Here is a 24,884-nt window from a genome sequence, read left to right as displayed (position 1 = left end):
GAACACCATGAAGTCGCTCACGCGCACCCCGCGCCGCGGCGTGGCTGCCGGCCTCGCCGGTGCCCTCGTCGCCGGCGCGTTCGCCGGGCTGGCCGCAGCTCCGGCGCAGGCAGCGCCTGCCACCGGAGCCCTGACGTGGAACATCTCCGAGCAGTTCGTCAGCCACCTTTCGAACCGGACCCTCTCCGGCGGAGCCACCTTCGACCAGACGGCCGAGAGGTTCACCTTCCCGGCCAAGGCCGTCACCGCGGCCGACGGCGTGGTCACCACCAGCTTCCGAGGGTCGGTCGAGGGTGCGTTCGCGATGGGTGGCACCGAGTACTACGCCGTCACCGTGGCGAACCCCGTGGTCGAGGTCGACGCAGACGGCAGCGGCGAGGTGCGCGCCACCGTGTCGGCGCGCAACGCTGCCGCGATGGGCAACCCGGCCGGGCAGACCGAGCCGGCTGAGGTGACCGTGGCCGAGTTCGACGCCTCCACCGTCTCCGGTGGCACCACCACCATCACCCCCAAGTGGGAGGGTGTGCTGGCTGCGGGCTCCGAGCAGGCGCTCGCCCTGGGCATCACCAACACCGCGCGTCCGGTGGACGGCAAGTCCTTCCACCCCGACTTCCTCGGCCAGCTGACCAGCGGCGTCCGGGCCCACTTCTACTTCAGCACCGGCGGCGACCACAAGCGCCCCGGTGACCTGAGCTTCAACGCGGTCAAGGCCGCCCCGTCCGTGACCGCCTCGGTCGTCGCGGCGAGCCCGGCGAAGGGCGTCACGGTCCGGGTGCAGGGCCGCAACTTCGACCCCCGCAGCCACGAAGGCGCCATGGGCGTCTACGCGGTCCTGGCCCCGGCTGACAGCGTGATCGACTACGCCAACTGGGACAGCGTCGAGACGATGGCGGCCGCCGCCTGGATCGGTGGTCCCGGTGACGGTGCTCCCCATGGCGACATCGTGGACGGCGCGTTCGACGTCCGCCTGGACGCCAAGACCAGCGACCTGGTCTCCGGCCAGCGCTACGCGGTCTTCACCTGGGCTGCCCACGTCCGTGGTGACAACGCCAGCCAGGACACCAAGACCTTGGTGAACATCGACTGGTCGAAGCTCAAGAAGGCCTCGAAGGTCAACCTGAAGGTCACCAAGAAGGCGACCCGCAAGAAGGCCGGCAAGGCCACCATCACCGTCCCGGGCAAGCCGAAGGCGACCGGCAAGGTGAAGGTCACCCTGAAGATCCCCGGCCAGAAGAAGGCCCGCACCGTCACGGTCAAGCTCAACAAGCAGGGCAAGGCCACCGTCAAGCTGGTCAAGGCCAAGAAGAAGGGCCAGTACCGCGTCACCGCGCAGTACACGGGGGACAAGAACTGGAAGGCCTCCAAGAAGGTCGCGAAGTTCCGGGTCAAGAAGTGACCGGAGCCGGCCCCGGCCGGCACCGCACCTGAGACAGCACGAGGCCGGATCCCGGCGGGGATCCGGCCTCGTGTGCGTGGTGGATCAGGGAGAGGGGACCGCCGGGCGGTAGAACTCCTCGGTCGCGAAGGGGCCGCCGACGGTGGCCGCCTCGACCGCGTCCTCCTCGCGCTCAGGGAGGTGACCGGCGTATGCAGCCGCGTCGTCCTGCGGGTGGTAGCCCAGGGCCCGGCCGGGCTCGAGGTCCCACCAGGCATCACGGTTGGCGGAGATCCCGTAGAGCACGGCGAAGCCCGGGGCGGGCGCCTCCAGGGCTGCCCTCACCATGCGTACGCAGTCGGCCGGCGACAGCCAGGTCGCGAGGTGGCGGCGCGTGGTCGGCTCGGGGAGGAACGACCCGATCCGGCAGGCGACGGCGTCGATGCCGTAGCGGTCGGCGTACAGGCTCAGCAGCGCCTCGGCCGCGACCTTGCCGACGCCGTAGAAGGTGTCGGGCCGGGGACGCGCCTCGATGCCCACGAGGTCGGTGCGCGGCGTACGCCCCACGGCATGGTTGCTGGAGGCGTGGACGATGCGGGTGACGTCGTGCTCGACCATGGCGTCGAGCAGGGTCGCGGTCGTGGTCACGTGGGAGTGCAACGACCCGGCCAGGTCGAGCTCGTCGGGGTGTCCGGCGAGGTGCACGACCGCCGAGAACGAGTGCGCGCCGAAGACCTCGGCCACCGCGCCCGGGTCGGTGCAGTCGCCGGTGTGCCACTCGGCGTCCACGCCGTCGGGCGCGGGCACGAGGTCGAAGCCGACCACGTCGACCCCGTCCGTGAGCAGCGCGCCGACGACGACCCGACCGATGGACCCGGCAGCGCCGGTGACGAGGACGCGCACGTCAGATCCTCGGGACGATCTGGCCCAGGAGCCCGCCCATGCGGGTGGCCGCTGAGCGCCCGGCCTCGAGGACCTCCTCGTGGTTGAGCGGGGAGCCGCTGATCCCCGCGGCCAGGTTGGTGACGAGGCTGATGCCGAGGACCTCCATGCCGGCCTGGCGGGCGGCGATGGCTTCCAGCGTCGTGCTCATCCCGACCAGGTGGCCACCGAGGACGCCGGCCATCCGCACCTCGGCAGGCGTCTCGTAGTGGGGGCCGGGGAACTGCACGTAGACGCCCTCGTCGAGGGACGGGTCGACCTCGCGGCAGAGCTCGCGCAGGCGGGGGCTGTACAGGTCGGTCAGGTCGACGAAGTTCGCGCCCTCGATCGGCGACGTCGCGGTCAGGTTGATGTGGTCGCTGATCAGCACCGGGGTGCCGGGAGTCCAGGTCTCCTTGAGGCCACCGCACCCGTTGGTCAGCACGATCGCCCGGCAGCCGGCCGCCGCAGCGGTGCGGATCGGGTGCACGACGGCGCGCACTCCCTTGCCCTCGTAGAAGTGGGTGCGGGAGAGGAAGACCAGCACGTTGCGCTCGCCCACCTTCAGCGAGCGGATCTTGCCGGCGTGGCCCGCGACCCCGGCAGCGTGGAAACCGGGCAGGTCGGTGGTGGCGATCTCGGCGGTGGCCGGACCGAGGGCGTCGACGGCGGGCAGCCACCCGGAGCCGAGCACCAGTGCGATGTCGTGCGACTCCACACCCGTGAGGTCGCGGAGCGTGGCGGCGGCCTGGTCGGCCAGGACGAAGGGATCGTGGTCGGTCATTGCTCGATCCTAGGTTTTGTGGGTGGTCGGGTGCACGATCGGAGGCATGATCAGCCACCTGGGAATCAACTGCAGCGACCTGGAGCTGTCCGGCGCGTTCTACGACCGGACCCTGGCCGTGCTGGGCCACCGGCGTCTGCTCGACCACGGCGTCGCGATCGGCTACGGCACGACGGCGCCCGCGTTCTGGATCGGCAGCTTCGAAGGCATGGGTCCCAACCGCGAGGTGCACGTCGCCTTCGACGCGCCCGACGCGAGCACGGTCGACGCCTGGTTCGCCGAGGCGGTGGCCTGTGGGGCCGAGGTGCTGCACGAACCGCGGCTGTGGCCCGAGTACCACGAGGGCTACTACGGCGCCTTCGTCCGCGACCCCGACGGCAACAACGTCGAGGCATGCTGTTCCGTCGCCACCTGACCCGTGCGCCAAAATGGCGGAGTGAGTGCCGACCAGTCCCTTCTCAGCCTGGTGTCGCTGGGTCAAGACATGACCATGGCGCAGCGGTGGGAGAGCCTCCGCAAGCGGTGGCGGATGCTGCTCCGCCTGGGGGCGGCCACCTCGGGTGCCTACGCCTTCTCCACGATGGTGCTGCACCACGAGCAAGCCTTCTTCGCGCCCGTGGCAGCCGTCATCGTGCTCCTGGCAGGGGTCGGCCTGCGGCAGCGACTGATGATCGAGCTCATCCTGGGCGTCGCGCTGGGCGTACTCGTGGGGGAGCTCCTGATCCTGGTGATCGGGCGCGGCGTGTGGCAGCTCGCGCTCGTCGTGGTGATCACGGTCATCGTCGCCACCTTCGCCGGCTTCAAGGGGGTCGCGCTCACCCAGGCCACCAACTCCGCGGTTCTGCTCGCAGCGGTCGTGCCGGCTGCCGGGGCGGCCAACCCGGCAGCGACGCGCTTCCTGGACGCCCTCACGGGTGGCTGCTGCGCCCTGGTGATGCTCGTGCTGCTGCCGCGTCATCCCACCCGCGACCTGGACCTCCAGGTGCGACCCCTGCTCTCCGACCTGAGGGCGATCCTGGAGTCCCTGGCCCAGGCGATGCGTGCCGCTGACGCCCCCGGCGCCCACGACGCCCTCACCCGGGCGCGGGGTCTCCAGGACAAGGTCAACACCGCGCTGACCACGGCAGCGAGCGTGCGCGAGGTGGCGGCGATCTCACCGATGCGCTGGCGGCAGCGGGGCGAGGTCGAGCGTTACTCGAGCGTGCTCACCGACGTGGACAACGCCATCCGGGACGCCCGGGTGCTCGCCCGTCGGGCCTCCACGATGATCCGGCTGGGGGAGCAGCCGGGGGACCAGCTCGCCGCCGCGGTCGAAGGGCTGGCGAAGGGAGTCGCGGTCTTCCAGGACAACCTGGCCAACCCCGGGGAGAGGGCACGGGCGGAGAACCAGCTGGTCGAGGCGGTGCGCATTGCCATGGCCGCGCTGACGGAGGAGATGACGCTCAACCGCGCCGCCGTCGCCGCGCAGATCCGCTCGCTGGCGGCCGACATGCTCTACGCGGGTGGGATGACGCGTGACGAGCTGGACGTACGCCTGAGGTTCTGACCCCGCGTGACCCGGCGTCGCTCAGGGGCCGGAGTCGCTCAGGGGCCGATGGAGCGGCAGGGGCGGTTGCGCAGGCCGGTGACGTAGTCGGCGGGCGCGTCAGCGGCCTCGGCCGCCTCGGCGAGGGTTCCGAGGTAGAGCGCGCTCGGCAGGCCACCCTCGTACGCGTCGAGCACGTAGGTCCATGCGAGCACCTCGCCCGTCATGCCCGCGACCCGGACGCGGGTCTTGCGGTAGAGCCCGGTGCTGGCCATCTCCCACTCGTCGAGGACCACCTCGTCCTCGGGAGTGACGTCGTACAGGGCGACGAAGACCTGTTCGATCGGGTCCTCGACCAGCGTGACCAGGGCGCCGTCCCAGCCGAGCTCCTCGCCGCCGAAGGTGAGGCGCCAGCCGGTGAGCCAGCCCGTGCTCCGCAAGGGGGAGTGCGGGCACCGCTCACTCATGCGGCGGGGGTCGAGGTTCGTCCCGTAGGCGGCGTAGAGCGTCACGAACCGAAGGGTAACCACTCCGGATGAGAAGTTGCGCTCGCGAGGGCCTAAACTCGGGGGCGTGACTGACTCCGCGACTCACTTCGACCTTGTCGTCCTCGGTGCTGGCCCCGGTGGCTACGTCGCCGCGATCCGTGCCTCCCAGCTCGGCCTGAAGGTGGCCGTGGTGGAGAAGCAGTACTGGGGTGGTGTCTGCCTCAACGTCGGCTGCATCCCCTCCAAGGCGCTGCTGGCGAACGCCGAGCTCGCCCACACGCTCACCCACGACAAGGCCAAGTACGGCATCGAGGGTGACGCGACGATGTCCTACGGCCCGACGCACAAGCGTTCGCGCCAGGTGAGCGCCGGCATCGTCAAGGGCGTCCACTTCCTCATGAAGAAGAACAAGATCACCGAGATCGACGGCTGGGGCACCCTGACGTCGCCGACCTCGATGTCGGTCGCGCTCAACGACGGCTCCACCAGCGAGCTGTCCTTCGACAACCTGATCATCGCTGCCGGCGCGACCGTGCGTCTGCTGCCGGGCATCGAGATCTCCGAGAACGTCGTCACCTACGAGGAGCAGATCCTCGACGCCGAGCTCCCGAAGTCGATCGTCATCGGCGGTTCCGGCGCCATCGGCGTCGAGTTCGCCTACGTCATGAAGAACTTCGGCGTCGACGTCACGATCGTCGAGTTCGCCGACCGCATGGTGCCGGCCGAGGACGCGGACGTCTCCAAGGAGCTCCTCAAGCACTACAAGAAGCTGGGCGTGAAGGTCCTCCTCTCGACGAAGGTCGAGAAGGTCGAGGACACCGGCTCCGGCGTCAAGGTCACCGTCTCCCCGGCTGCCGGCGGCGACGCCCAGGTCCTCGAGGCCGACAAGATGCTGGCTGCCTTCGGCTTCGCCCCGCGCCTGGAGGGCTATGGCCTGGACGCGCTCGGCATCGAGACCGAGCGCGGCGCGATCAAGGTCGACGCCCGCGGTCGTACGAACGTCCCCGGCGTCTACGCCATCGGTGACGTCACCGGCAAGATGATGCTGGCCCACGTCGCGGAGGCCATGGGCATCGTGGCCGCCGAGACGATCGCCGACGTCGAGACCATGGAGATCGACTTCGACATGATCCCGCGCGCCACCTACTGCCACCCGCAGATCGGCTCGTTCGGCTACTCCGAGCAGCAGGCCAAGGACAAGGGCTACGACGTCAAGACTGCGACGTTCCCCTTCTCCGCCAACGGCAAGGCTGCCGGTCTGGGTGACCCCACTGGCTTCGTGAAGGTGGTGGCCGACGCGAAGTACAACGAGATCCTCGGCGCCCACATGATCGGTCCCAACGTCACCGAGCTCCTCCCGGTGCTGACCATGGCCCAGCGCTTCGACCTGACCGCCGACGAGGTGGGTCGCAACGTCTTCGCGCACCCGACGCTCTCCGAGGCGGTCAAGGAAGCCGTCGAGGGCATCGCCGGCCACATGATCAACTTCTGATCGGCTCCGTCGATCAACAGCATCTGAGGGGAAGCACCGACATGAATCGGGTCGTGATCATCGGTGGAGGCCCCGGCGGGTACGAGGCCGCCCACGTCGCCGCCCAGCTGGGCGCCGACGTGGTGGTCGTCGACAGTGACGGGATGGGAGGGTCCGCGGTCCTCACGGACTGCGTGCCCTCCAAGACCCTGATCGCCGCCGCGGAGGTGATGAGCGACGTCGCTCACGCCGTCGACCTCGGCATCACCTACCACGAGGACGACGAGGCTGCGCTCGCCCACATGCGGGTCGACCTGCACCGGATCAACACACGGGTGAAGTCGCTCGCCGCCGAGCAGTCGGCCGACATCGCCGCCAGCCTGGAGAGCGCCGGCGTGCGCATCGTCCGCGGTCGCGGTCGCCTCGACGGGCCCTCGCGCGTCGTGGTCGACCTCAACGACGGTGGCACCGAGACGTTCGAGGGCGGGACGATCCTGGTCGCCACCGGCGCGGCGCCGCGTACGCTCCCCACGGCGCAGCCCGACGGTGAGCGCATCCTGACCTGGGAGCAGGTCTACGACCTCGACGAGGTCCCGGAGTCGTTGGTCGTGGTGGGCTCCGGCGTGACCGGTGCGGAGTTCGCCTCCGCCTACCTGGCGCTCGGCATCCCGGTCACGCTGGTCTCCTCGCGTGACCGCGTGCTGCCCGGCGAGGACGCCGACGCCTCGCTGGTGCTGGAGGAGGTCGCGAAGCGGCGCGGCATGAACGTGCTCTCGCGCTCCCGCATGGAGTCGGTCACCCGGCACGGCGACCGCGTCACCGTCACGCTGACGGACGGCCGGACCGTCGAGGCCTCCCACGTCATCCTCGCCCTCGGCTCGGTCCCCAAGACCCAGGGCCTCGGACTCGAGGAGGCCGGCGTCACCCTCGACGAGGGCGGCTTCGTCAAGGTCGACCGGGTCTCGCGCACGAGCGCTCGCGGCGTGTACGCCGCCGGTGACTGCACCGGTGTCCTGATGCTGGCCTCGGTCGCCGCCATGCAGGGCCGCATCGCGATGTGGCACTCGCTCGGTGACGCCGTGGCCCCGCTGAACCTGAAGAAGGTGTCGTCGAACGTCTTCACCGCCCCCGAGATCGCCACGGTCGGCTGGTCGCAGCAGGCCGTCGACGCCGGGGAGATCGACGCCGAGGTCGTGATGCTGCCGCTGGCCGGCAACGCGCGCGCCAAGATGCAGGGCGTCCAGGACGGCTTCGTGAAGCTCTTCTGCCGCCGTGGCACCGGCATCGTGATCGGCGGCGTCGTGGTGGGCCCGAAGGCCAGCGAGCTGATCCACCCGCTCTCGGTCGCCGTCGCGGAGTCGTTGACGGCCGACGCCTTGGCGCAGGCCTTCACCGTCTACCCGTCGATGAGTGGCTCGGTCGCCGAGGCCGCTCGTCGCCTGCACAAGGTCGAGGCCTCGCGCTTCTTCTGAGCCGGCCTCAGGCCAGGTGGACCAGGACGTCGCCGCCTGCCACCGCCTGGGTGCCCGCGAAGGCCACGGCGGTGACGGTCCCGGCGCGTGGGGCAGTGATGGGGGCTTCCATCTTCATCGCCTCGAGCACGGCCAGGACCTCGCCCGACTCGACGCGCGCGCCGGTGTCGACGAGCACCGTCACCAGCCCCTGGAAGGGCGCGGAGACCGTGGTCGTTCCGGCTGGCTCGGGGGCGGTGGCTGGCATGCGCCCAGCGTAGTCGCCGGGCCTCGGCCGAGGCGCTGGGAGGCGCTCCTGCGCGCCCGGAGAACTACAGATCTGTAGTTCACCGATAGGGGGTGAGTTTCCTCCGCAAGTGTGTTTCGCTCGAGGTTCTGCTTCGTCACACCTGACCCACCAGACCCACAGAGAGCCAGGATGTCCCTCTTCTCCTCCCGCCCGGTCCGTGTCGTGGGGTCCACCCTCGCGGCCGCCGCCCTCCCGCTCCTGCCGACGCCCGCCCAGGCCGCCGACAAGGTCGACGTCCCCGACGGTTCCACGGTGGTGATCGACGGTCGCGGCTACGGTCACGGTCGGGGGATGTCGCAGTACGGCGCCCAAGGCGCCGCTCGCGACGGCGTGAAGCACACGAAGATCGTCGAGTTCTACTACCCCGGCACCTCGTGGGGACGCGTCGGAGGCGCCGTCAAGGTGCGGATCACCCGCAACACGAGCTCCACGCTGACGGTCCGGGCGCGCAGCTTCCTGCGGGTGCGCGACCTCAAGGCCGGCAGGACGTGGATGCTGCCCAGCAACGGTGCGCAGCAGTGGCGTCTCACCACCGACGCCAAGAACCGCGCCGTCGTGCAGTTCAAGCGCAAGGGCAAGGCGCCGTGGAAGCGGTGGAAGGCCTTCGGCGGAGAGGCGCAGTTCGCCGCCGCCGGGCGTCCGATCACCCTGGTCACCCCCCAGGGTGACGTCGCCTACCGCGGACGGCTGCGTGCCGCTGCGCCAGCGCCCGGCAGCCGCACGCGCGAGACAGTCAACCTGGTCTCGATGGAGAACTACCTCCGCGGCGTCGTGCCGCTGGAGATCCCGGCGTCCTGGCACCCCGAGGCCGTGCGTGCCCAGGCCGTCGCGGCGCGTACGTACGCGACGTACGAGCGCTCGCACCCGCTGGCACGGCACTACCAGATCTGCGACACCACGCAGTGCCAGGTCTACGGCGGCGCCTCGGCGGAGCACCCGCTGGCCGACGCCGCGATCAAGGCCACGAAGGCCAAGATCCTCACCTACAAGGGCAAGCCCGCCTTCACGCAGTTCGGCTCCAGCAACGGCGGGTGGGCGGCCTCGGGCACCATGCCCTACCAGGTCGCCAAGGAGGATCCCTACGACGGCTGGGACGGCAATCCCGTCCACCAGTGGCAGGTGAAGCTCACCGACACCCAGATCGAGAAGAAGTGGCCGGCGCTGGGCCGGCTGACCCGGATCACCGTCAACGAGCGCAACGGCCACGGCGACTTCGGCGGCCGCGTGGTGACGCTGACGCTCGTGGGCAGCAAGTCCAAGGTCCGCCTCAGCGGTGACGCCCTGCGCACCGCCCTGGGGCTGCGGTCGAACTGGTTCGACTTCAGCCTCGACAAGAAGGCCCGCAAGAAGTAGCCCGGGAGCATCAGCTCCGCTCAGCGGCGGGCCAGGGCCAGCCCAGCCGCGCGCCCGGAGAAGATGCACCCTCCCAGGAACGTGCCCTCCAGCGCGTTGTAGCCGTGCACGCCGCCCCCGCCGAAGCCGGCGACCTCGCCGGCGGCGTACAGGCCGGGGATCGGGGAGCCGTCGGCCGCGAGGCACTGGCTGTCGAGGTTGGTCTCCAACCCACCCAGGCTCTTGCGCGACAAGATGTTGAGGCGCACCGCGACGAGAGGCCCGTGCGCCGGGTCGAGGATCCGGTGGGGCTTGGCGACGCGGATGAGCTTGTCGGTGCGCGAGCGGCGCGCGTTGGCCATCACCATGAGCTGGACGTCCTTGCCGAACTCGTTGGCCAGCTCGCGGTCACGCGCCACGATCTGGCGCTCGACCTTGTCGAGGTCGAGCGCAGGACCGCGGGTGATCGTGTTCATCCCGGCGACCAGGTCGGCGAGGTTGTCGGCGACGACGAAGTCCTCCCCGTGCTGCTTGAAGTCCTCGACGGGACCGGGAGCACCCTTGGCGAGGCGGGACTGGAGCAGGAACTTGACGTCCTTGCCGGTGATGTCGGGGTTCTGCTCGGAGCCCGACAACGCGAACTCCTTCTCGATGATCGACTGGGTGAGGATGAACCACGAGTAGTCGTGGCCGGTGGCGAGGATCTGCTTCATCGAGCCGATCGAGTCGGCGCCGGGCACGCCCGACATGCCCGTGAGGCGGTCGCCATTGGCGTCGAACCACATCGACGACGGACCGGGGAGGATCCGGATGGCGTGGTCGGGCCAGACCGGGTCCCAGTTGTGGATGCCCTCGACGTAGGCCCACATCCGGTCGCGGTTGACGATGGTGGCGCCCGCCGACTCGGTGATGGCCAGCATCCGACCGTCGACGTGGGCGGGGACGCCGCTGATCATGTGGCGCGGGGCCGGTCCCACCCGCTCGGTCGGCCAGTGCTTGCGCATCAGCTCGTGGTTGTGGCCGATGCCGCCGGAGGTCACGACCACGGCGTCGGCGCGCAGGTCGAAGTCGCCGACCTCGTCACGGTTGGACTTCACGCCGCGCTCGGAGTCGTCGGGGGCGAGCAGGGTGCCGCGTACGCCCACGACCGCGCCGTCCGCGGTGACGAGCTCGTCGGCCCGGTGGCGGAAGGCGAAGCGGACGAGGCCACGCTGCTCGGCCGCCTCGACGGGCTCGAGGAAGATGCGGACCACCTCGGGTCCGGTGCCCCAGGTGAGGTGGAAGCGCGGGACCGAGTTGCCGTGGCCGTCGGCACGGCCGTCGCCGCGCTCGGCCCAGCCGACGAAGGGGAGCGACTTGAGCCCGAGGTCATGGAGGTAGTCGCGCTTGGTCTCGTGGGCGAACCTGACGTACGCCTTCGCCCACTGCTGCGGCCAGTGGTCCTCGCCGCGGCCGGGGCCATCGGTGCCGTCGCCGAAGCGGTCGAAGGCGGCGCTGCCGTTCCAGTCCTGCGTCGCCAGCTCGACGGAGTCCTTGATGCCCATCCGGCGCTGCTCGGGGGAGTCGACGAAGAGGAGGCCGCCGAGCGACCAGTGGGCCTGGCCGCCGAGGTTCTTGCGGTTCTCCTGGTCGAGGACGAGCACCTTCTTGCCAGCCTTCGCCAGCTCGTGGGTGGTGACGAGTCCCGCCAGGCCGGCTCCGACGACGATGACGTCGGGGGTGAAGTCGCTGTGGTCGGGAGTGCTCATCAGTTCTCCTGTGGGGTCGGGCGCTCAGGCACGTAGCGGTGGACGATCATCTGGGCGAGCAGGGCTAGCGCCGCGTCGACGGTGCGGCCGGGGGCCCCGGGCTCGGAGGTGGGGTCGAGCGTGGAGAAGGCCAGGCCGTCGAGGAAGTTGACGACGAGGCTGAGCAGGGGAGCGCGCTCCGACTCCGGCAGGAGGTCGCCCCACAGGTCGGCCGCCGTGGTCAGCATCTGCGTCTGGAACGCCTGCCGGGCGGGCAGCATGGCCTCCCGCAGGGCCTCGTCGGACCGCGCCGCGACCAGCAGCTCGCGCCACGTCTGGTTCGAGCGCGACAGGACGATCTCGCGCAGGTGGCCGAGAAGTCGGGTGAGCTGGTCGACGTCGGCGACCGGGGAGTCGACGAGGTCGCGGAAGGCCTCGACGTTGGCCTCGGCGACGTGCTCGGCGGTGGCGACCAGGAGCGCGAGACGGGTGGGGAAGTAGCGGAAGAGGGCACCTTGGCTCACGCCTGCCTCGGCACAGATCGCCGCCGTGGTCGTGCCCGCGTAGCCGCGATCGTTCAGGCAGTCGACGGTCGCGGCGAGCAGCCGGCCGATCGTGGCGTCGCGGCGCTCTGCCTGCGTGCGTCGCTGGGCCTGCGTACGACGCGGGGCGGGCGTTGCTGGCACGCCTGAGAACCTAACATAAAAAGTGAGTGCTCACTATGTTGCTCGCGGGGCGGGCAGGGGGCACGTGGCCCACGCACGTGGCCCACCAACGGCACAGGGCCGCCTCCATGAGGAGGCGGCCCTGGCGGAAACTGGCGTACGTCAGTCCTTGAGCTCGCAGATGACCTCGCCGTTGCCGACGGTGGCGCCGACCACGGCCGTGAGGCCGAGCACGGTGCCGGCCTTGTGGGCCTTGAGGGGCTGCTCCATCTTCATCGCCTCGAGCACGACCACGACCTCGCCCTCGGCGACCTCCTGGCCCTCCTCCACGGCGATCTTCACGATGGTGCCCTGCATCGGGGAGGCCACCGAATCGCCGGTGGCGGCCGAGCCGGCCTTCTTCGCTGCACGCTTCGGCTTCTTGGCGCCACCGGAGGTGGCACCGCCCCCGAGGCCACCCAGGCCGGCCGGGAGGACGACCTCGAGGCGACGGCCGTCGACCTCGACGGTGACCTTCTGGCGCTCGCCCGCCTCCTCGGCCTCGCCGGCCTCGCCACCGTAGGGCTCGATGTCGTTGACGAAGTCGGTCTCGATCCACGTGGTGTAGACGTCGAACGAGCCCTCACCGGACTTGTTCGAAGCGCCGACGTAGGCCGGCTCCTCGAGGACCTTCTCGAAGAAGGGAATGATCGTCGGCATGCCGTCGACCTTGAACTCGCTCAGGGCGCGCTTGGAGCGGGCGATCGCCTGGGTGCGGTCCTTGCCGGAGACGATCAGCTTGGCGACCAGCGAGTCGAAGGCGCCCGGGATGGTCTCGCCCTTCTCGTAGCCGGAGTCCAGGCGGACGCCGGGGCCGCTCGGCGGGGCCCACTCGGTGAGGGTGCCCGGGGCCGGCATGAAGTTGCGGCCAGCGTCCTCGGCGTTGATGCGGAACTCGATCGAGTGACCCTTGATCTCCGGGTCGTCGTAGCCCAGCTCCTCGCCGGCGGCGATGCGGAACATCTCCTGCACGAGGTCGATGCCGGTGACCTCCTCGGAGACGCAGTGCTCGACCTGGAGGCGGGTGTTGACCTCGAGGAACGAGATGGTGCCGTCGGCAGCCACGAGGAACTCGCAGGTGCCGGCGCCGACGTAGCCGGCCTCCTTGAGGATGGCCTTCGACGACTCGTAGAGGCGAGCGACCTGCTCCTCGGTCAGGAACGGCGCGGGGGCCTCCTCGACGACCTTCTGGTGGCGGCGCTGCAGCGAGCAGTCACGGGTGGAGACGACGACCACGTTGCCGTGCTGGTCGGCCAGGCACTGGGTCTCGACGTGGCGGGGGCGGTCGAGGAACTTCTCGACCAGGCACTCGCCGCGACCGAAGGCGCCGACGGCCTCACGGGTGGCGGACTCGAAGAGCTCGGGGATCTCCTCCAGGGTGCGGGCGACCTTGAGGCCGCGGCCGCCGCCGCCGTAGACGGCCTTGATGGCGATCGGGAGGCCGAACTCCTTCGCGAGCGCGACGACCTCGTCGGCGTCCTTGACGGGGTCCTTGGTGCCGGGGGCCAGCGGGGCGTTCGCCTTCTGCGCGATGTGCTTGGCCTTGGCCTTGTCGCCCAGGGCGTCGATGGCCTCGGGGGAGGGGCCGATCCAGATCAGCCCGGCGTCGAGCACTGCCTGGGCGAACTGGGCGTTCTCGGCGAGGAAGCCGTAGCCGGGGTGCACCGAGTCGGCGCCCGACTTCTTGGCGACCGCGACGATCTTCTCGATGTCGAGGTAGGACTCGGCGGGGGTGGAGCCACCGAGGGCGTGGGCCTCGTCGGCCAGGCGCACGAAGAGCGCGTCGCGGTCCGGCTCGGCGTAGACCGCGACGGAGGCGATCCCGGCGTCCTTCGCCGCGCGGATGACGCGGACGGCAATCTCGCCACGGTTGGCGATGAGGACCTTCTGCAAGGGCTTGATCTCGGGCACGAACTCTCCTCGACTGCGATCTGGGGCATGGCGCGCGTAAGCCGCCACCGAGCGAGTCTAGGACTGCGCGAGCCCAAGGAGTGATACGGGTTCGCGGTGTGGGCGGTGACATGACTCACCGCCCTCCGCTCGTCGTGCGCCACCGGCCACTGGGCGCACACGTGAGCGGGTGATGCGCGCTCCGGGCGCGGTCTTCGCGGCCGGCTGCGGCAACTTCCTCCAAGGGGGTTAACGAGCGTTAACCAAACGGCTACAGTGTGATCCATGACCTACGAGCTGTCCCGTGAGCACGAAGAGTTCCGCCGCACCGTCCGCGACTTCGCCGAGGCCGAGATCGCTCCCCACATCGCCCAGTGGGACCGCGAGCACCACTTCCCGACGGACGTCGTGCAGAAGATGGGCGCCCTCGGGCTGATGGGTCTCACTGCCCCTGAGGAGTTCGGCGGTGCCGGGCTGGCCGGCGAGGACGGCGGCTTCACCAGCCTCTGCCTGGCGATCGAGGAGATCGGTCGCGTCGACCAGGCCATGGGCATCACGCTCGAGGCGGCGGTGGGCCTGGGCATCAACCCGATCCTCACCTACGGCACCGACGAGCAGAAGAAGACGTGGCTGCCCGACCTGGTCGCCGGTCAGCGGCTGGCGGGCTTCGGCCTCACTGAGCCGGGGGCCGGCTCGGACGCCGGTGCCACGCGTACGAAGGCCGAGCTGGTCGACGGCGAGTGGGTCGTCAACGGAGCGAAGCAGTTCATCACCAACTCCGGCTCCGCGATCACCTCCGTGGTCACCGTGACCGCCCGCACCGGGCAGCGGCCTGACGGGCGCCCGGAGATCTCCACGATCATGCTGCCGTCCGGTACTCCCGGCTTCACTGCGGAGAAGGGCTACGAGAAGCTCGGCTGGCACGCCTCCGACACCCACCCGCTGACGTTCGTGGACGCGCGCGTTCCGGAGTCGCACCTGCTCGGGGAGCGCGGTCGCGGCTACGCGCAGTTCCTGGCCACCCTCGACGACGGACGGGTGGCGATCGCCGCGCTGGCCGTCGGCTGCATCCAGGCCTGCCTCGACCTGTCGCTCACCTATGCCGGTGAGCGACAGACCTTCGGTGGTCCGATCGGTCGCAAGCAGGGCGTCGCCTTCCAGATCTCCGACCTCCAGGTCATGCTCGACGCCTCGCGCCTGCTGACCTACCGCGCGGCTTCGCTGAAGGACCGGATGGACGCCGTCGTCGTCGGCGGGGGCTCGCTCTCCAACGCCATGGTCGCCGAGTTCAAGCAGGCCGCGGCCGTGGCCAAGCTCTACGCGACCGAGTCCGCCGTGACCGCGACGCGCATCGCCACCCAGGTCTTCGGCGGCTACGGCTTCATGGAGGAGTACCCGGTGGCGCGCTTCTACCGCGACGCGAAGGTGCTCGAGATCGGCGAGGGCACCTCCGAGGTGCAGCGCATGCTCATCGCGCGCGGCCTCGGCCTTCCGGTGGAGTGACCGTCCTAACGGTCGATAGGCGAATCGGCAAGGCTCGGTAGGTCCGGCTAGGATTGGATCCATGCGCAGTCGACGCCTCGCGGCAGAGCTGAGCAAGTTCCTGACCGTGGGCGCTGTCGCCACTGCGGTGGCGTTCCTGCTCTTCAACGCCCTGGTCCACGGGTTGTGGCCCGACGTGGACCCCCCGATGAACGACCGCCCGCAGCTCGCCTACGTGGTGGCCAACGTCGTGGGCATGCTGGTCAGCTTCCGCGGCACCCGCGACTGGGCGTTCGGGGCGCGGGGCGTACGGCACCCGGACGGGGGGCGTACGGCCTTCATCGTCATCAACCTCGTCACGATGGTGATCCCGATGGCGTTCCTGTGGATCAGCCGCAACGTCTTCCACCTCGACGACCCGCTCTCGGACAACATCGCCGCCAACGTGCTCGGCCTGGGGGTGGGCACCGCGGTGCGGTTCCTGCTCCTGAGGCAGTACGTCTTCCCGCGGTTGGCGACGGTCGCCGCCACCGCGGCCGACGAGCCGGCCAGCGACCCCGCCGAGTCGCGCGGGTCTGCGGCGAACTGATCCGTCAGTACGGCCGCCTCCCGGCGTCGCTCAGGCGCGTCTCCACAGGTCGGTCCAGCGGTGCCCCAGCTCCGCGGCCATCTCGCGCAGCACCGGGACGCTCACCCCGACCACGTTGTGCGGGTCGCCCTCGATGCCGGTGATGAACGCTGCGCCGTAGCCCTCCAGCGTGAAGGCGCCGGCCACCCAGATCGGTTCGCCCGTGGCGACGTAGGCGTCGATCTCCGCGTCCGTGACGTCGGCGAAGTGCACGGTCGTGCTCGCGACCCGGGTGATCACCCGTCCGGTGGCGGCGTCGGCCAGCGCGTGGCCGGTGTGCAGCACGCCGGAGCGTCCGCGCATCGCGTGCCACCGCTCACGGGCGACCTCGGGCGAACCCGGTTTGCCGAGCGCCTCGCCGTCGAGCTCGAGCACCGAGTCGCAGCCCAGCACCAGGGCGCCGCGCGGCACGTCGGGGTGGTCGGCGACCGCGCGACACTTCAGCTCTGCCAGCGCCAGGGCCAACGCGGCGGGCGGGAGCCCGACCAGCTGGTCCTCGTCGACGCCCGACACCACGACGATCGGCTCGATGCCGGCCGTACGCAGTGTCTTCAGGCGCGACTCCGACGCCGACGCGAGGACGAACGGAGCAGGCGTCGGCGCGGTCACAGGGCACCCAGCGCCGTACGCAGCGGGTCCAGGCCGAGCGAACCCAGGTCGAGGGCGTCGCGGTGGAACTGCTTGAGGTCGAACGCGTCGCCCCGACGGGAGCGGGCCTCGTCGCGCGCCTCCAGCCAGATGCGCTCGCCCACCTTGTAGGAGGGAGCCTGGCCGGGCCAGCCGAGGTAGCGGTTGACCTCGAAGACCAGCGTCGGGTCGTCCATCTGGGAGTGCTGGCGCATGAACTCCAGGCCCAGCGCCGGCGTCCAGCGCTCGCCCGGGTGAAAGCCGAAGGGGTTGTCGCGGGGGATCTCCAGCTCCAGGTGCATGCCGATGTCGACGATGACGCGTGCGGCACGCAGCGCCTGGCCGTCGAGCATCCCGAGTCGGTCGGCGGGGTCGGCCAGGTAGCCGAGGTCGTCCATCAGCCGCTCGGCGTACAGCGCCCAGCCCTCGCCGTGGCCCGAGACCCAGCACATGGTGCGCTGCCAGCGGTTGAGCTTGTCGGCGCGGTAGGCGGCCTGACCCACCTGGAGGTGGTGTCCCGGCACGCCCTCGTGGAAGACCGTCGTGACCTCGCGCCACGGCGTGAAGGAGTCGATGCCGTCGGGCACCGACCACCACATCCGTCCCGGTCGGCTGAAGTCCTCCGACGGGCCGGTGTAGTAGATGCCGCCGTCGTTGGTCGGTGCCAGACGGCACTCGATGCGGCGGATCGGGTCAGGGATGTCGAAGTGCACGTCGGCGAGCTCTGCCACCGTGCGGTCGGCCAGCTCCTGCATCCACTGGCGGAACGGCTCGCGTCCCTCGATGCGGCGGGCCGGGTTGGCGTCGAGCGCAGCGACCGCCTCGGCCAGGGTCGCGCCCGGCTGGATGCGGTCGGCGGTGGCCGCCATGTCGTCGCTGATCCGCTTCAGCTCCGTCCAGCCCCAGGCGTACGTCTCCTCGAGGTCGATCGTCGCGCCGAGGAACGCCTGGGAGGCCAGCGCGTAGTGCTCCCGGCCGACGGCCTCGTTGCGCCGCCCCTGGGGGGCCATCTCGTCGTCGAGGAAGAGCCCGAAGTCGGCGAAGGCGCGTGAGGCCCGGCTCGCGGCCGCGTCCAGGCGCGTACGCAGCGTGCCCGACGCGTCGCTGCGGGCGACGAGACCGGCGAAGAAGTCGCCGCCGGCGCCGACCTGCCCCGTCCAGCGCTCGACCTGGGCCGCGACCTCGGTGTACTGACGCGCCGCCGCGACCCGGCCCCGGGCGGCCTCGTCGGCCAGGGTGACGCGGTAGCCGGTCAGCGTCGACGGGATCGCCTCCAGACGCGAGGCGATGGTCGACCACGCCTCCTCGCCCTCGGTCGGCATCAGGTCGAAGACCTCGCGGATGCTGTGCAGGCCGCTGCTGATCACCGAGAAGTCGCTGCGCTCGTAGCCGGCCGCGCTCAGCGCGCGCTGCAGGCCGAGGCGCTCGAGGAAGGCGTCGCGGGCGACGGCCTCGCGAGCGTCCGACGGTGTGGCGGACTCGACGGCGGCGAAGGCACGGTCGGCGAGCTCCTCGCGGGCAGCGAACCCGTCGGGGGAGAGGTCCGTCAGGGAATGGTCGTGGCCCTCGACGCCGAAGTACGTCGCGGCGACGGGGTCCAGGGCGGCGTAGTCGTCCACGTAGGCGTCGGCGAGGGCGTCGACCGGACGCGAGGTCTGCTCAGTCACCCGAGGGAGCCTAGTGCGAGACGTGGAGCCGTGAAATGCCGCGTCGCCGGCCCGCGGGGAGCGGGCCGGCGACGTCGGAGTGGGCCCGGAGTGGGCTTGCGTGGGCGTGTGCCTCAGCGGGGCATCCCGCTGGAGCGCCACCCACCCAGCCCGTGGGGCAGGGTGCGGCGGGCGCCGCGCTCGGGCGCGGACCACTGGGAGCGGGGGCGCTTCGGCGCGGGCGCCTGGCCACCGCCCATGGCGGAGAAGACGGCCACCAGGGCGGCGATCTCCTCCGGCGTGGCGTCGGGGTTGACGACCCGCAGCACCGGGGCGGCGGGCGCCTCGGCGACGGGGGTGTCGTTGGTCGTCTCGTCAGCCATCAGAGCGGGATGTTTCCGTGCTTCTTGGCCGGCAGGGACTCCCGCTTCGACTTGAGCAGGCGCAGCGCGCGGACGATCTCCGAGCGGGTCTCGTGCGGCGGGATCACGACGTCGACGTAGCCACGCTCGGCGGCGACGTACGGGTTGGCCAGCGTGGTCTCGTACTCGTCGATCAGCTCGGCGCGCTTCGCCTCCACGTCGCCGCCCTCGGCCTCCACGGCCGCGAGCGTCTTGCGGTGGACGATGTTGGCCGCGCCCTGGGCGCCCATGACGGCGATCTGTGCGGTGGGCCAGGCGATGTTCATGTCGGCACCGAGGTGCTTGGAGCCCATGACGTCGTAGGCGCCGCCGTAGGCCTTGCGGGTGATCGTGGTGATCAGCGGCACGGTGGCCTCGGCGTAGGCGTAGATCAGCTTGGCCCCGCGGCGGATGATGCCGGTCCACTCCTGGTCGGTGCCGGGAAGGAAGCCGGGGACGTCGACGAAGGTCAGCACGGGGATGTTGAAGGCGTCGCAGAACCGCACGAAGCGGGCGGCCTTCTCGGAGGCGTCGATGTCGAGCGTGCCGGCGAACTGCATCGGCTGGTTGGCGACGACGCCGACCGGGGAGCCCTCCACCCGGCCGAAGCCGATGATGATGTTGGGCGCGAAGAGCTCCTGGACCTCGAGGAAGTCCTCGTCGTCGACGATGGCCCTGATGACCTCGTGCATGTCGTAGGGCTGGTTCGGCGAGTCCGGGATGATCGTGTCGAGCGAGCGGTCGAGGTCGCTGAACTCCAGGTCGGCGACCTCGTCGTACGCCGGCAGCTCGTCGAGGTTGTTCTGCGGCAGGTAGCTCAGCAGCGCCTTGACGTACTCGATCGCGTCCTCCTCGTCGGAGGCCATGTAGTGGGCGTTGCCCGACTTGGTGTTGTGCGTACGTGCACCGCCGAGGTCCTCCATCGAGACGTCCTCGCCGGTGACGGTCTTGATGACGTCGGGACCGGTGATGAACATCGCGGAGGTCTGGTCGACCATGATCGTGAAGTCGGTGACGGCCGGCGAGTAGACGTGGCCACCGGCGCAGTTGCCCATGATCAGGCTGATCTGCGGGATGACGCCGGAGTTGTGCACGTTGCGCTTGAAGATCTCACCGTAGAGACCGAGCGAGACGACACCCTCCTGGATGCGCGCGCCGGCACCCTCGTTGATGCCGATGATCGGGGAGCCGGTCTTCGTGGCCAGGTCCATGATCTTGGTGATCTTCTCGCCGTAGACCTCGCCCAGGGAGCCACCGAAGACGGTGAAGTCCTGGGAGAAGACGCAGACCTGGCGGCCGTTGACGGTGCCGTAGCCGGTGACGACGCCGTCGCCGTAGGGGCGGGTCTTCTCCAGGCCGAAGGCAGTCGAGCGGTGGCGGGCCAGCTCGTCGATCTCGACGAAGGAGCCCTCGTCGAAGAGCATCTCGATGCGCTCGCGAGCGGTCTTGCGCCCCTTGGCGTGCTGCTTCTCCACGGCCTTGGCCGAACCCGCGTGGACGGCCTCGTCGATGCGGCGCTCAAGGTCCGCGAGCTTGCCCGCGGTGGTGTGGATGTCGATCTCGGGCTGTTCGGTCTTCTCGGCGCTCACCGGTCAGGTCTCCTCGGCTGTGCTGGGCGGTCTGCACGGGCTCCGGGATGTCCCGGACGCTCGTGCCGCGGGTCGGAGGTGTGTCCGACGCGCAACTAGGACAATCTAATGCCCATGTCTGACGCATCGTCATCGCGCCCAGCCCTCGATCCTGAACAGTTCGTCACGCTGCCCGCGCCCCTGCACGTCGAGATCGTCGACGAGACCGAGTCCACCAACGCCCTGGCCGCCGAGCGCGCGCGGGCCGGGGCGCGGGACGGGCTGGTGGTGGTGGCCGAGCACCAGACCGCCGGCCGGGGCCGCCTCGACCGGGCCTGGGAGACACAGCGCGGCCTGGGGCTCACCTTCTCGATCGTGCTCCGGCCCGACCTGCCGGTCGCCGCGTGGACCTGGATCCCGCTGCTCACGGGCTACGCCCTGCACGCCGCCCTGGCCGACCGCATCCCCGAGGTGATGCTCAAGTGGCCCAACGACGTGCTCGTGGGCGAGCACAAGATCTCCGGCATCCTGGTCGAGCGCATCGAGACGCCGCAGGGGCCGGCCGCGGTCATCGGTGTGGGCCTCAACGTCAACCAGGGCGTCGACGACCTCCCGACCGAGACCGCCACGTCGCTGCGCGTGGAGCTGGGGGAGACCTTCGACCGCAGTGACCTGCTCGTGCAGTTCCTCGGCTCCTTCCGGGCGCTGCTGCCGCTGCTCGACCAGCCGGACGTCCTGCGCGCTGCGTACGTCGACGTCTGCTCCACCGTCGGCCGCACGGTCGACGTCCACCTGCCCGGTGGCGAGACCGTGCGTGGGGAGGTCCTCGACCTCGACCAGCACGGTGCGCTGGTGCTCAGCACCGGGGAAGGCACCTTCACCGTGCACGCGGGTGACGTGGTGCACGTCCGACCAGCGACGTGAGCGCGTGTCGCACGGGGGGAGAGTGAGAGGATTCACCCCGTGGCCATCCCTGCAAAGCTCCTCAACGAGGGCGAGTACGTCGTCGTCCACACCCGCTCGCACGCCAAGGCGCTGATCGGGCCGGTGCTCCTGCTCGTGGTCGTGGTGGCCGCCGTGATCGGGGTCGGGTTCATCGCTCCCACCGGGACCCCGGGCACCGTGCTCGGCATCCTCGTGGGCGTCGTGGCCGCCGTGATCGTCGTGTGGTGGGTGGTGCGGCCGTTCATCGACTGGCTGACGACCACCTACACCTTCACCAACCGCCGGTTCATCTCGCGCTCCGGCTTCGTGGCGAAGGAGGGCCGCACGATCCCGCTCAACCGGATCAGCGGCGTCGACTTCGAGATCGGCGTGATCGACCGGCTCTTCGGCTGCGGCACCCTGGTCGTCAGTGACGCCAGTGCCGACGGGAGCGTCCGGGTCCACGACATCCCCGACGTCGAGGGAGTCCAGCTGAAGGTCGCCGACGAGCTGCACCGGCTGCACCAGGGCGGCGACGGTGCCTGATCGTCGCCCGAGCCGCGACGAGCTGGCTGAGTCGATCCTCGGGGGACACCAGGACCTCTCCGCCCTCGAGGTCGCCTCCGAGGCCGGCGTCACCGTCGCCCAGGTCCGCCGTCTGTGGCGCGCGCTCGGCTTCCCCGAGGTGGGCAGCGAGAACGCCTTCACCCGTGGTGACATCGACGCCGTGCTCAAGATCTTCTCGACGGTCGACTCCGGGACGCTGGACTTCGACATGGCGGTGGCCGTGACCCGGGCGCTGGGGCAGACCATGTCGAAGCTCGCCGACTGGGAGGTCGCGATCCTGGTCAACCGCGTGGAGCAGCTGGCCGCCGAGGAGGACGGGGGCTCGCGCATGACCACCGCCCACCGCATGGTCGAGGAGGTCAACCCCGCCTTCGAGGAGCTGCTCATCTACGCGTGGCGGCGCCACCTCTCCGCAGCCGTGTCGCGGATGGAGGCGCTGGGGGCCAACGAGGAGGACCTGCACACCACGCACGTGAGCGTCGGCTTCGCCGACATCGTGAGCTTCACCGCGCTGAGCAACACCCTGGACGACGAGGGGATCGGCGACCTCGTGGAGGTCTTCGAGGCCCGCTGCCACGACGTGGTCTCCACGGCTGGAGGCCGGGTGATCAAGTCCATCGGTGACGCCGTGCTCTTCGTGGTGCCCACCGCAGCCGCGGCGATCGAGATCGGTGAGGGCATCATCCGCGTGATCGGACGTGACCCCCGGATGCCGGACGTACGCGTCGGGATCTCCTCGGGCTCGGTCGTCACGCGCATGGGCGACGTCTTCGGCCCGCCGGTCAACATGGCGGCCCGTCTGACGTCGGTCGCTCGTCGCAACCGGATCATCGTCGACGCCCCGACGGCCGAGCTGCTCCCGGACAACTTCATCACCCGCCGCCTGCCTGCCCGCCCGGTGCGCGGCTTCGGCGTCATCGAGCCGCTGGCGGTCAGTCGCCGCTGACGCGGTCTGGACCACGTGGCACGGTTGAGGCATTCCGCTCCGTGCGCGTCGACGGTTGCCTACCTTCTGGGGGTGATCGAGGTACAGGACGTAGCGGTTGACCCGGTTGCCCGCAAGGTGTGGCGGCGGGGCGAAGAAGTGCAGCTGTCCCGTATGGAGTTCGACCTCCTCCACGCCCTCATCAAGAACCCGGGTCAGGTCGTCACCCGCGACGAGTTGATGCGCGGGGTCTGGGGCGCCACCTTCTACACGTCGTCGAAGACCATCGACGTCCACCTCGGCTGGGTGCGCCGCAAGCTCGGCGACGACAGCCGCAATCCCAGCCTGATCAGCACCGTCCGTGGTCGCGGCCTGCGCTTCGAGGTGGGCGGCTAGGGTTCTCCCGTGCCCGAACCGCTCGCTCCCACCCTCGCCGTCATCGGTGGCGGCCAGCTGGCCCGGATGATGGCCCAGCCGGCCATCGCGCTGGGTCTGCCGCTCCGCCTGCTCGCCGAGGGCGAAGGCGTCTCCGCCGCCCAGGTGATCGTCGACCACGAGGTGGGCGACTACCGCGACCTCGAGGTGCTGCGCCGGATCACCGAGGGCTGTGCGGTCGTGACTTTCGACCACGAGCACGTGCCCACCGCGCACCTGCACGCGTTGGAGGCCGAGGGCGTGGCCGTACGCCCTGGCCCCGAGGCTCTCGTGCATGCCCAGGACAAGGGCGTCATGCGAGCCAGGCTCGCCGAGCTCGGCGTCCCCTGCCCCCGCAACGCGCTGGTGGCTGACGTCGCCGACGTGGAGGCGTTCGGCTTCCCGTGCGTGCTGAAGACGACGCGCGGTGGCTACGACGGCAAGGGCGTCTGGGTCGTACGCAGCGCCGACGACGCCGCCGAGGCCTTCACCGTCGCCGCCGAGAGTGGCGTCGAGGTGCTGGCCGAGGAGCTCGTCGACTTCCGACGTGAGCTGTCGGCGATCGTGGCGCGTTCGCCCAGCGGCCAGGCTGCGGCGTACCCCGTCGTCGCCACGCTGCAGGTCGACGGCGTCTGCGCCGAAGTGGTCGCCCCGGCTCCCGACCTCGACCCCGAGCTCGCCGGGCGCGCGCAGCAGATCGCCCTCACGGTCGCGGGTGCCCTCGGCGTCACCGGCATCCTCGCGGTGGAGCTCTTCGAGACCACCGACGGGCGCGTGCTGGTCAACGAGCTGGCCATGCGTCCGCACAACACCGGCCACTGGACCCAGGACGGGGCGGTGACCTCGCAGTTCGAGAACCACCTGCGGGCCGTGATGGACCTGCCGCTGGGTTCCCCCGCCCCGCGGGCAAGGTGGAGCGTGATGGTCAACATCCTCGGTGGCCCCCACGACGCCGGACGGTTGTACGACGGCTTCCCGCACGTCATGGCGCGCGACCCGCACCTCAAGGTGCACCTCTACGGCAAGGAGTGGAGGCCCGGCCGCAAGGTCGGCCACGTCAACGCCTTCGGCGACGACCTCGACGAGACGCTGGAACGAGCCCGCCACGCGGCGGCGTGGTTCCGCGGAGACCTGGGAGACCACAGTGAGTGAGCCCGTTGTGAGTGAGAACGCCACGCCCGTCAGCACGCCCGGCGGCCAGCCCCGCGTCGGCATCGTCATGGGGTCGGACTCCGACTGGCCCACCATGATGGCCGCCGCCGAGGCCCTCAAGGAGTTCGGCATCGCCTACGAGGCCGACGTGGTCTCGGCCCACCGGATGCCGGAGGAGATGGTGGCCTACGGGCGTGAGGCCCACGGCCGCGGCCTCGAGGTGATCATCGCCGGAGCCGGTGGCGCCGCCCACCTGCCCGGCATGCTGGCCTCGCTCACGCCGCTGCCGGTCATCGGCGTCCCCGTGTCGCTGAAGTACCTCGACGGCATGGACTCGCTGCTCTCGATCGTGCAGATGCCCGCCGGTGTGCCGGTGGCAACGGTGTCGATCGGCAACGCCCGTAACGCCGGGCTGCTGGCGGCGCGCATCCTCGCCACGGGTGACGCCGAGCTGACCCAGAAGATGCTCGACTTCCAGGTGTCGCTGCGCGACGCGGCGCACGCCAAGGGCGCCTCGGTGCGTGAGGCCGCGGCGAACCCGCGGCCGAAGCTCGGCTTCTGAGCGAACTCAG

General features: G+C 70.5%; 25 protein-coding genes. 14 read left to right on the top strand and 11 right to left on the bottom strand.

What is annotated here, in order from left to right:
• Window positions 1-7: 7 nt before the first annotated feature.
• Complete coding sequence (locus tag FCL41_RS12595; RefSeq protein ID WP_137067238.1) at window positions 8-1,396, top strand: Ig-like domain repeat protein; 1,389 nt, start codon at window positions 8-10, stop codon at window positions 1,394-1,396.
• A gap of 84 nt (window positions 1,397-1,480) precedes the next feature.
• Here the strand turns inward: FCL41_RS12595 and FCL41_RS12590 are convergent, their stop codons facing one another.
• Entirely contained in the window at window positions 1,481-2,278 is a 798-nt protein-coding gene (locus FCL41_RS12590; protein ID WP_137067237.1) for an NAD-dependent epimerase/dehydratase family protein, read from the bottom strand.
• Between the two features lies 1 nt (window position 2,279).
• On the bottom strand, window positions 2,280-3,080 hold the full coding sequence (locus FCL41_RS12585) for a purine-nucleoside phosphorylase (protein ID WP_137067236.1): 801 nt from the start codon (window positions 3,078-3,080) through the stop codon (window positions 2,280-2,282).
• A 46-nt stretch (window positions 3,081-3,126) separates the two neighbouring features.
• Between FCL41_RS12585 and FCL41_RS12580 the strand changes: the two genes are divergently transcribed.
• Both FCL41_RS12580 and FCL41_RS12575 read left to right on the top strand, forming a co-directional pair.
• The gene (locus FCL41_RS12580; RefSeq protein ID WP_137067235.1) at window positions 3,127-3,495 is read left to right on the top strand and encodes a VOC family protein; all 369 of its coding nucleotides are present in this window, start codon (window positions 3,127-3,129) and stop codon (window positions 3,493-3,495) included.
• A 21-nt stretch (window positions 3,496-3,516) separates the two neighbouring features.
• Window positions 3,517-4,626 (top strand): FUSC family protein, encoded by a 1,110-nt coding sequence (locus tag FCL41_RS12575; protein ID WP_137067234.1) that lies wholly within the window; start codon window positions 3,517-3,519, stop codon window positions 4,624-4,626.
• Between the two features lie 38 nt (window positions 4,627-4,664).
• On the opposite strand, the gene FCL41_RS12570 is transcribed toward FCL41_RS12575, so the two are convergent.
• Complete coding sequence (locus FCL41_RS12570) at window positions 4,665-5,117, bottom strand: gamma-glutamylcyclotransferase family protein (RefSeq protein ID WP_137067233.1); 453 nt, start codon at window positions 5,115-5,117, stop codon at window positions 4,665-4,667.
• Between the two features lie 61 nt (window positions 5,118-5,178).
• Here FCL41_RS12570 and lpdA point away from each other — a divergent pair, with 61 nt between their 5' ends.
• Window positions 5,179-6,585 carry a dihydrolipoyl dehydrogenase gene (gene lpdA, locus FCL41_RS12565; protein WP_137067232.1) on the top strand — a complete coding sequence of 469 codons (1,407 nt, stop codon included), beginning with the start codon at window positions 5,179-5,181 and terminating at the stop codon, window positions 6,583-6,585.
• A gap of 41 nt (window positions 6,586-6,626) precedes the next feature.
• Entirely contained in the window at window positions 6,627-8,036 is a 1,410-nt protein-coding gene (locus FCL41_RS12560; RefSeq protein ID WP_137067231.1) for an NAD(P)H-quinone dehydrogenase, read from the top strand.
• 7 nt (window positions 8,037-8,043) lie between these two features.
• Here the strand turns inward: FCL41_RS12560 and FCL41_RS17280 are convergent, their stop codons facing one another.
• Window positions 8,044-8,283, bottom strand: a complete 240-nt coding sequence (locus tag FCL41_RS17280) for a biotin/lipoyl-containing protein (protein ID WP_212723202.1) — start codon at window positions 8,281-8,283, stop codon at window positions 8,044-8,046.
• 171 nt (window positions 8,284-8,454) lie between these two features.
• On the opposite strand from FCL41_RS17280, the gene FCL41_RS12550 reads away from it, so the two are divergent.
• Window positions 8,455-9,678, top strand: coding sequence for a SpoIID/LytB domain-containing protein (locus FCL41_RS12550; RefSeq protein ID WP_137067230.1), 1,224 nt, complete (start codon window positions 8,455-8,457; stop codon window positions 9,676-9,678).
• 20 nt (window positions 9,679-9,698) lie between these two features.
• Here the strand turns inward: FCL41_RS12550 and FCL41_RS12545 are convergent, their stop codons facing one another.
• The 3 genes from FCL41_RS12545 to FCL41_RS12535 form a co-directional block, all read right to left on the bottom strand.
• Window positions 9,699-11,405: an FAD-binding dehydrogenase gene (locus FCL41_RS12545; RefSeq protein WP_137067229.1), complete on the bottom strand. Its 1,707-nt coding sequence runs from the start codon at window positions 11,403-11,405 to the stop codon at window positions 9,699-9,701.
• Window positions 11,405-12,070 (bottom strand): TetR/AcrR family transcriptional regulator, encoded by a 666-nt coding sequence (locus FCL41_RS12540; protein WP_137067228.1) that lies wholly within the window; start codon window positions 12,068-12,070, stop codon window positions 11,405-11,407. Before FCL41_RS12540 ends, FCL41_RS12545 begins: the two co-directional genes overlap by 1 nt.
• Before the next feature lie 141 nt (window positions 12,071-12,211).
• Window positions 12,212-13,999: an acetyl/propionyl/methylcrotonyl-CoA carboxylase subunit alpha gene (locus FCL41_RS12535; protein ID WP_137067227.1), complete on the bottom strand. Its 1,788-nt coding sequence runs from the start codon at window positions 13,997-13,999 to the stop codon at window positions 12,212-12,214.
• A gap of 264 nt (window positions 14,000-14,263) precedes the next feature.
• Between FCL41_RS12535 and FCL41_RS12530 the strand changes: the two genes are divergently transcribed.
• Together FCL41_RS12530 and FCL41_RS12525 are read left to right on the top strand one after the other, a co-directional pair.
• The gene (locus tag FCL41_RS12530) at window positions 14,264-15,481 is read left to right on the top strand and encodes an acyl-CoA dehydrogenase family protein (RefSeq protein WP_137067226.1); all 1,218 of its coding nucleotides are present in this window, start codon (window positions 14,264-14,266) and stop codon (window positions 15,479-15,481) included.
• A 61-nt stretch (window positions 15,482-15,542) separates the two neighbouring features.
• Window positions 15,543-16,049 (top strand): GtrA family protein, encoded by a 507-nt coding sequence (locus tag FCL41_RS12525; RefSeq protein WP_137067225.1) that lies wholly within the window; start codon window positions 15,543-15,545, stop codon window positions 16,047-16,049.
• 30 nt (window positions 16,050-16,079) lie between these two features.
• Here FCL41_RS12525 and FCL41_RS12520 read toward each other — a convergent pair whose 3' ends face one another.
• The 4 genes from FCL41_RS12520 to FCL41_RS12505 all read right to left on the bottom strand — a co-directional run bounded on the left by FCL41_RS12520 (window position 16,080) and on the right by FCL41_RS12505 (window position 20,351).
• Window positions 16,080-16,697, bottom strand: a complete 618-nt coding sequence (locus FCL41_RS12520; protein WP_137067224.1) for a Maf family protein — start codon at window positions 16,695-16,697, stop codon at window positions 16,080-16,082.
• Window positions 16,694-18,382 (bottom strand): DUF885 domain-containing protein, encoded by a 1,689-nt coding sequence (locus FCL41_RS12515; RefSeq protein ID WP_137067223.1) that lies wholly within the window; start codon window positions 18,380-18,382, stop codon window positions 16,694-16,696. The genes FCL41_RS12520 and FCL41_RS12515 overlap by 4 nt, the downstream gene beginning before the upstream one ends.
• A gap of 113 nt (window positions 18,383-18,495) precedes the next feature.
• Window positions 18,496-18,744, bottom strand: coding sequence for an acyl-CoA carboxylase subunit epsilon (locus tag FCL41_RS12510; RefSeq protein WP_137067222.1), 249 nt, complete (start codon window positions 18,742-18,744; stop codon window positions 18,496-18,498).
• The gene (locus FCL41_RS12505; protein ID WP_137067221.1) at window positions 18,744-20,351 is read right to left on the bottom strand and encodes an acyl-CoA carboxylase subunit beta; all 1,608 of its coding nucleotides are present in this window, start codon (window positions 20,349-20,351) and stop codon (window positions 18,744-18,746) included. The genes FCL41_RS12510 and FCL41_RS12505 overlap by 1 nt, the downstream gene beginning before the upstream one ends.
• A 114-nt stretch (window positions 20,352-20,465) precedes the next feature.
• On the opposite strand from FCL41_RS12505, the gene FCL41_RS12500 reads away from it, so the two are divergent.
• The 6 genes from FCL41_RS12500 (at window position 20,466) to purE (ending at window position 24,874) form a co-directional block, all read left to right on the top strand.
• Window positions 20,466-21,254, top strand: a complete 789-nt coding sequence (locus FCL41_RS12500) for a biotin--[acetyl-CoA-carboxylase] ligase (RefSeq protein ID WP_137067220.1) — start codon at window positions 20,466-20,468, stop codon at window positions 21,252-21,254.
• 39 nt (window positions 21,255-21,293) lie between these two features.
• Window positions 21,294-21,800 (top strand): PH domain-containing protein, encoded by a 507-nt coding sequence (locus tag FCL41_RS12495; RefSeq protein ID WP_137067219.1) that lies wholly within the window; start codon window positions 21,294-21,296, stop codon window positions 21,798-21,800.
• Window positions 21,793-22,767 carry an adenylate/guanylate cyclase domain-containing protein gene (locus FCL41_RS12490; RefSeq protein WP_137067218.1) on the top strand — a complete coding sequence of 325 codons (975 nt, stop codon included), beginning with the start codon at window positions 21,793-21,795 and terminating at the stop codon, window positions 22,765-22,767. Before FCL41_RS12495 ends, FCL41_RS12490 begins: the two co-directional genes overlap by 8 nt.
• Before the next feature lie 72 nt (window positions 22,768-22,839).
• Window positions 22,840-23,142: a winged helix-turn-helix domain-containing protein gene (locus tag FCL41_RS12485; protein WP_137067217.1), complete on the top strand. Its 303-nt coding sequence runs from the start codon at window positions 22,840-22,842 to the stop codon at window positions 23,140-23,142.
• A gap of 9 nt (window positions 23,143-23,151) precedes the next feature.
• Window positions 23,152-24,312: a 5-(carboxyamino)imidazole ribonucleotide synthase gene (locus tag FCL41_RS12480; RefSeq protein ID WP_137067216.1), complete on the top strand. Its 1,161-nt coding sequence runs from the start codon at window positions 23,152-23,154 to the stop codon at window positions 24,310-24,312.
• Complete coding sequence (gene purE, locus FCL41_RS12475; RefSeq protein WP_275403740.1) at window positions 24,305-24,874, top strand: 5-(carboxyamino)imidazole ribonucleotide mutase; 570 nt, start codon at window positions 24,305-24,307, stop codon at window positions 24,872-24,874. The genes FCL41_RS12480 and purE overlap by 8 nt, the downstream gene beginning before the upstream one ends.
• Window positions 24,875-24,884 lie beyond the last annotated feature (10 nt).

Source organism: Nocardioides jishulii, from assembly GCF_006007965.1.
Classification (GTDB): Bacteria; Actinomycetota; Actinomycetes; order Propionibacteriales; family Nocardioidaceae; genus Nocardioides; species Nocardioides jishulii.
This window is presented reverse-complemented; position numbering and strand designations above follow the sequence as displayed.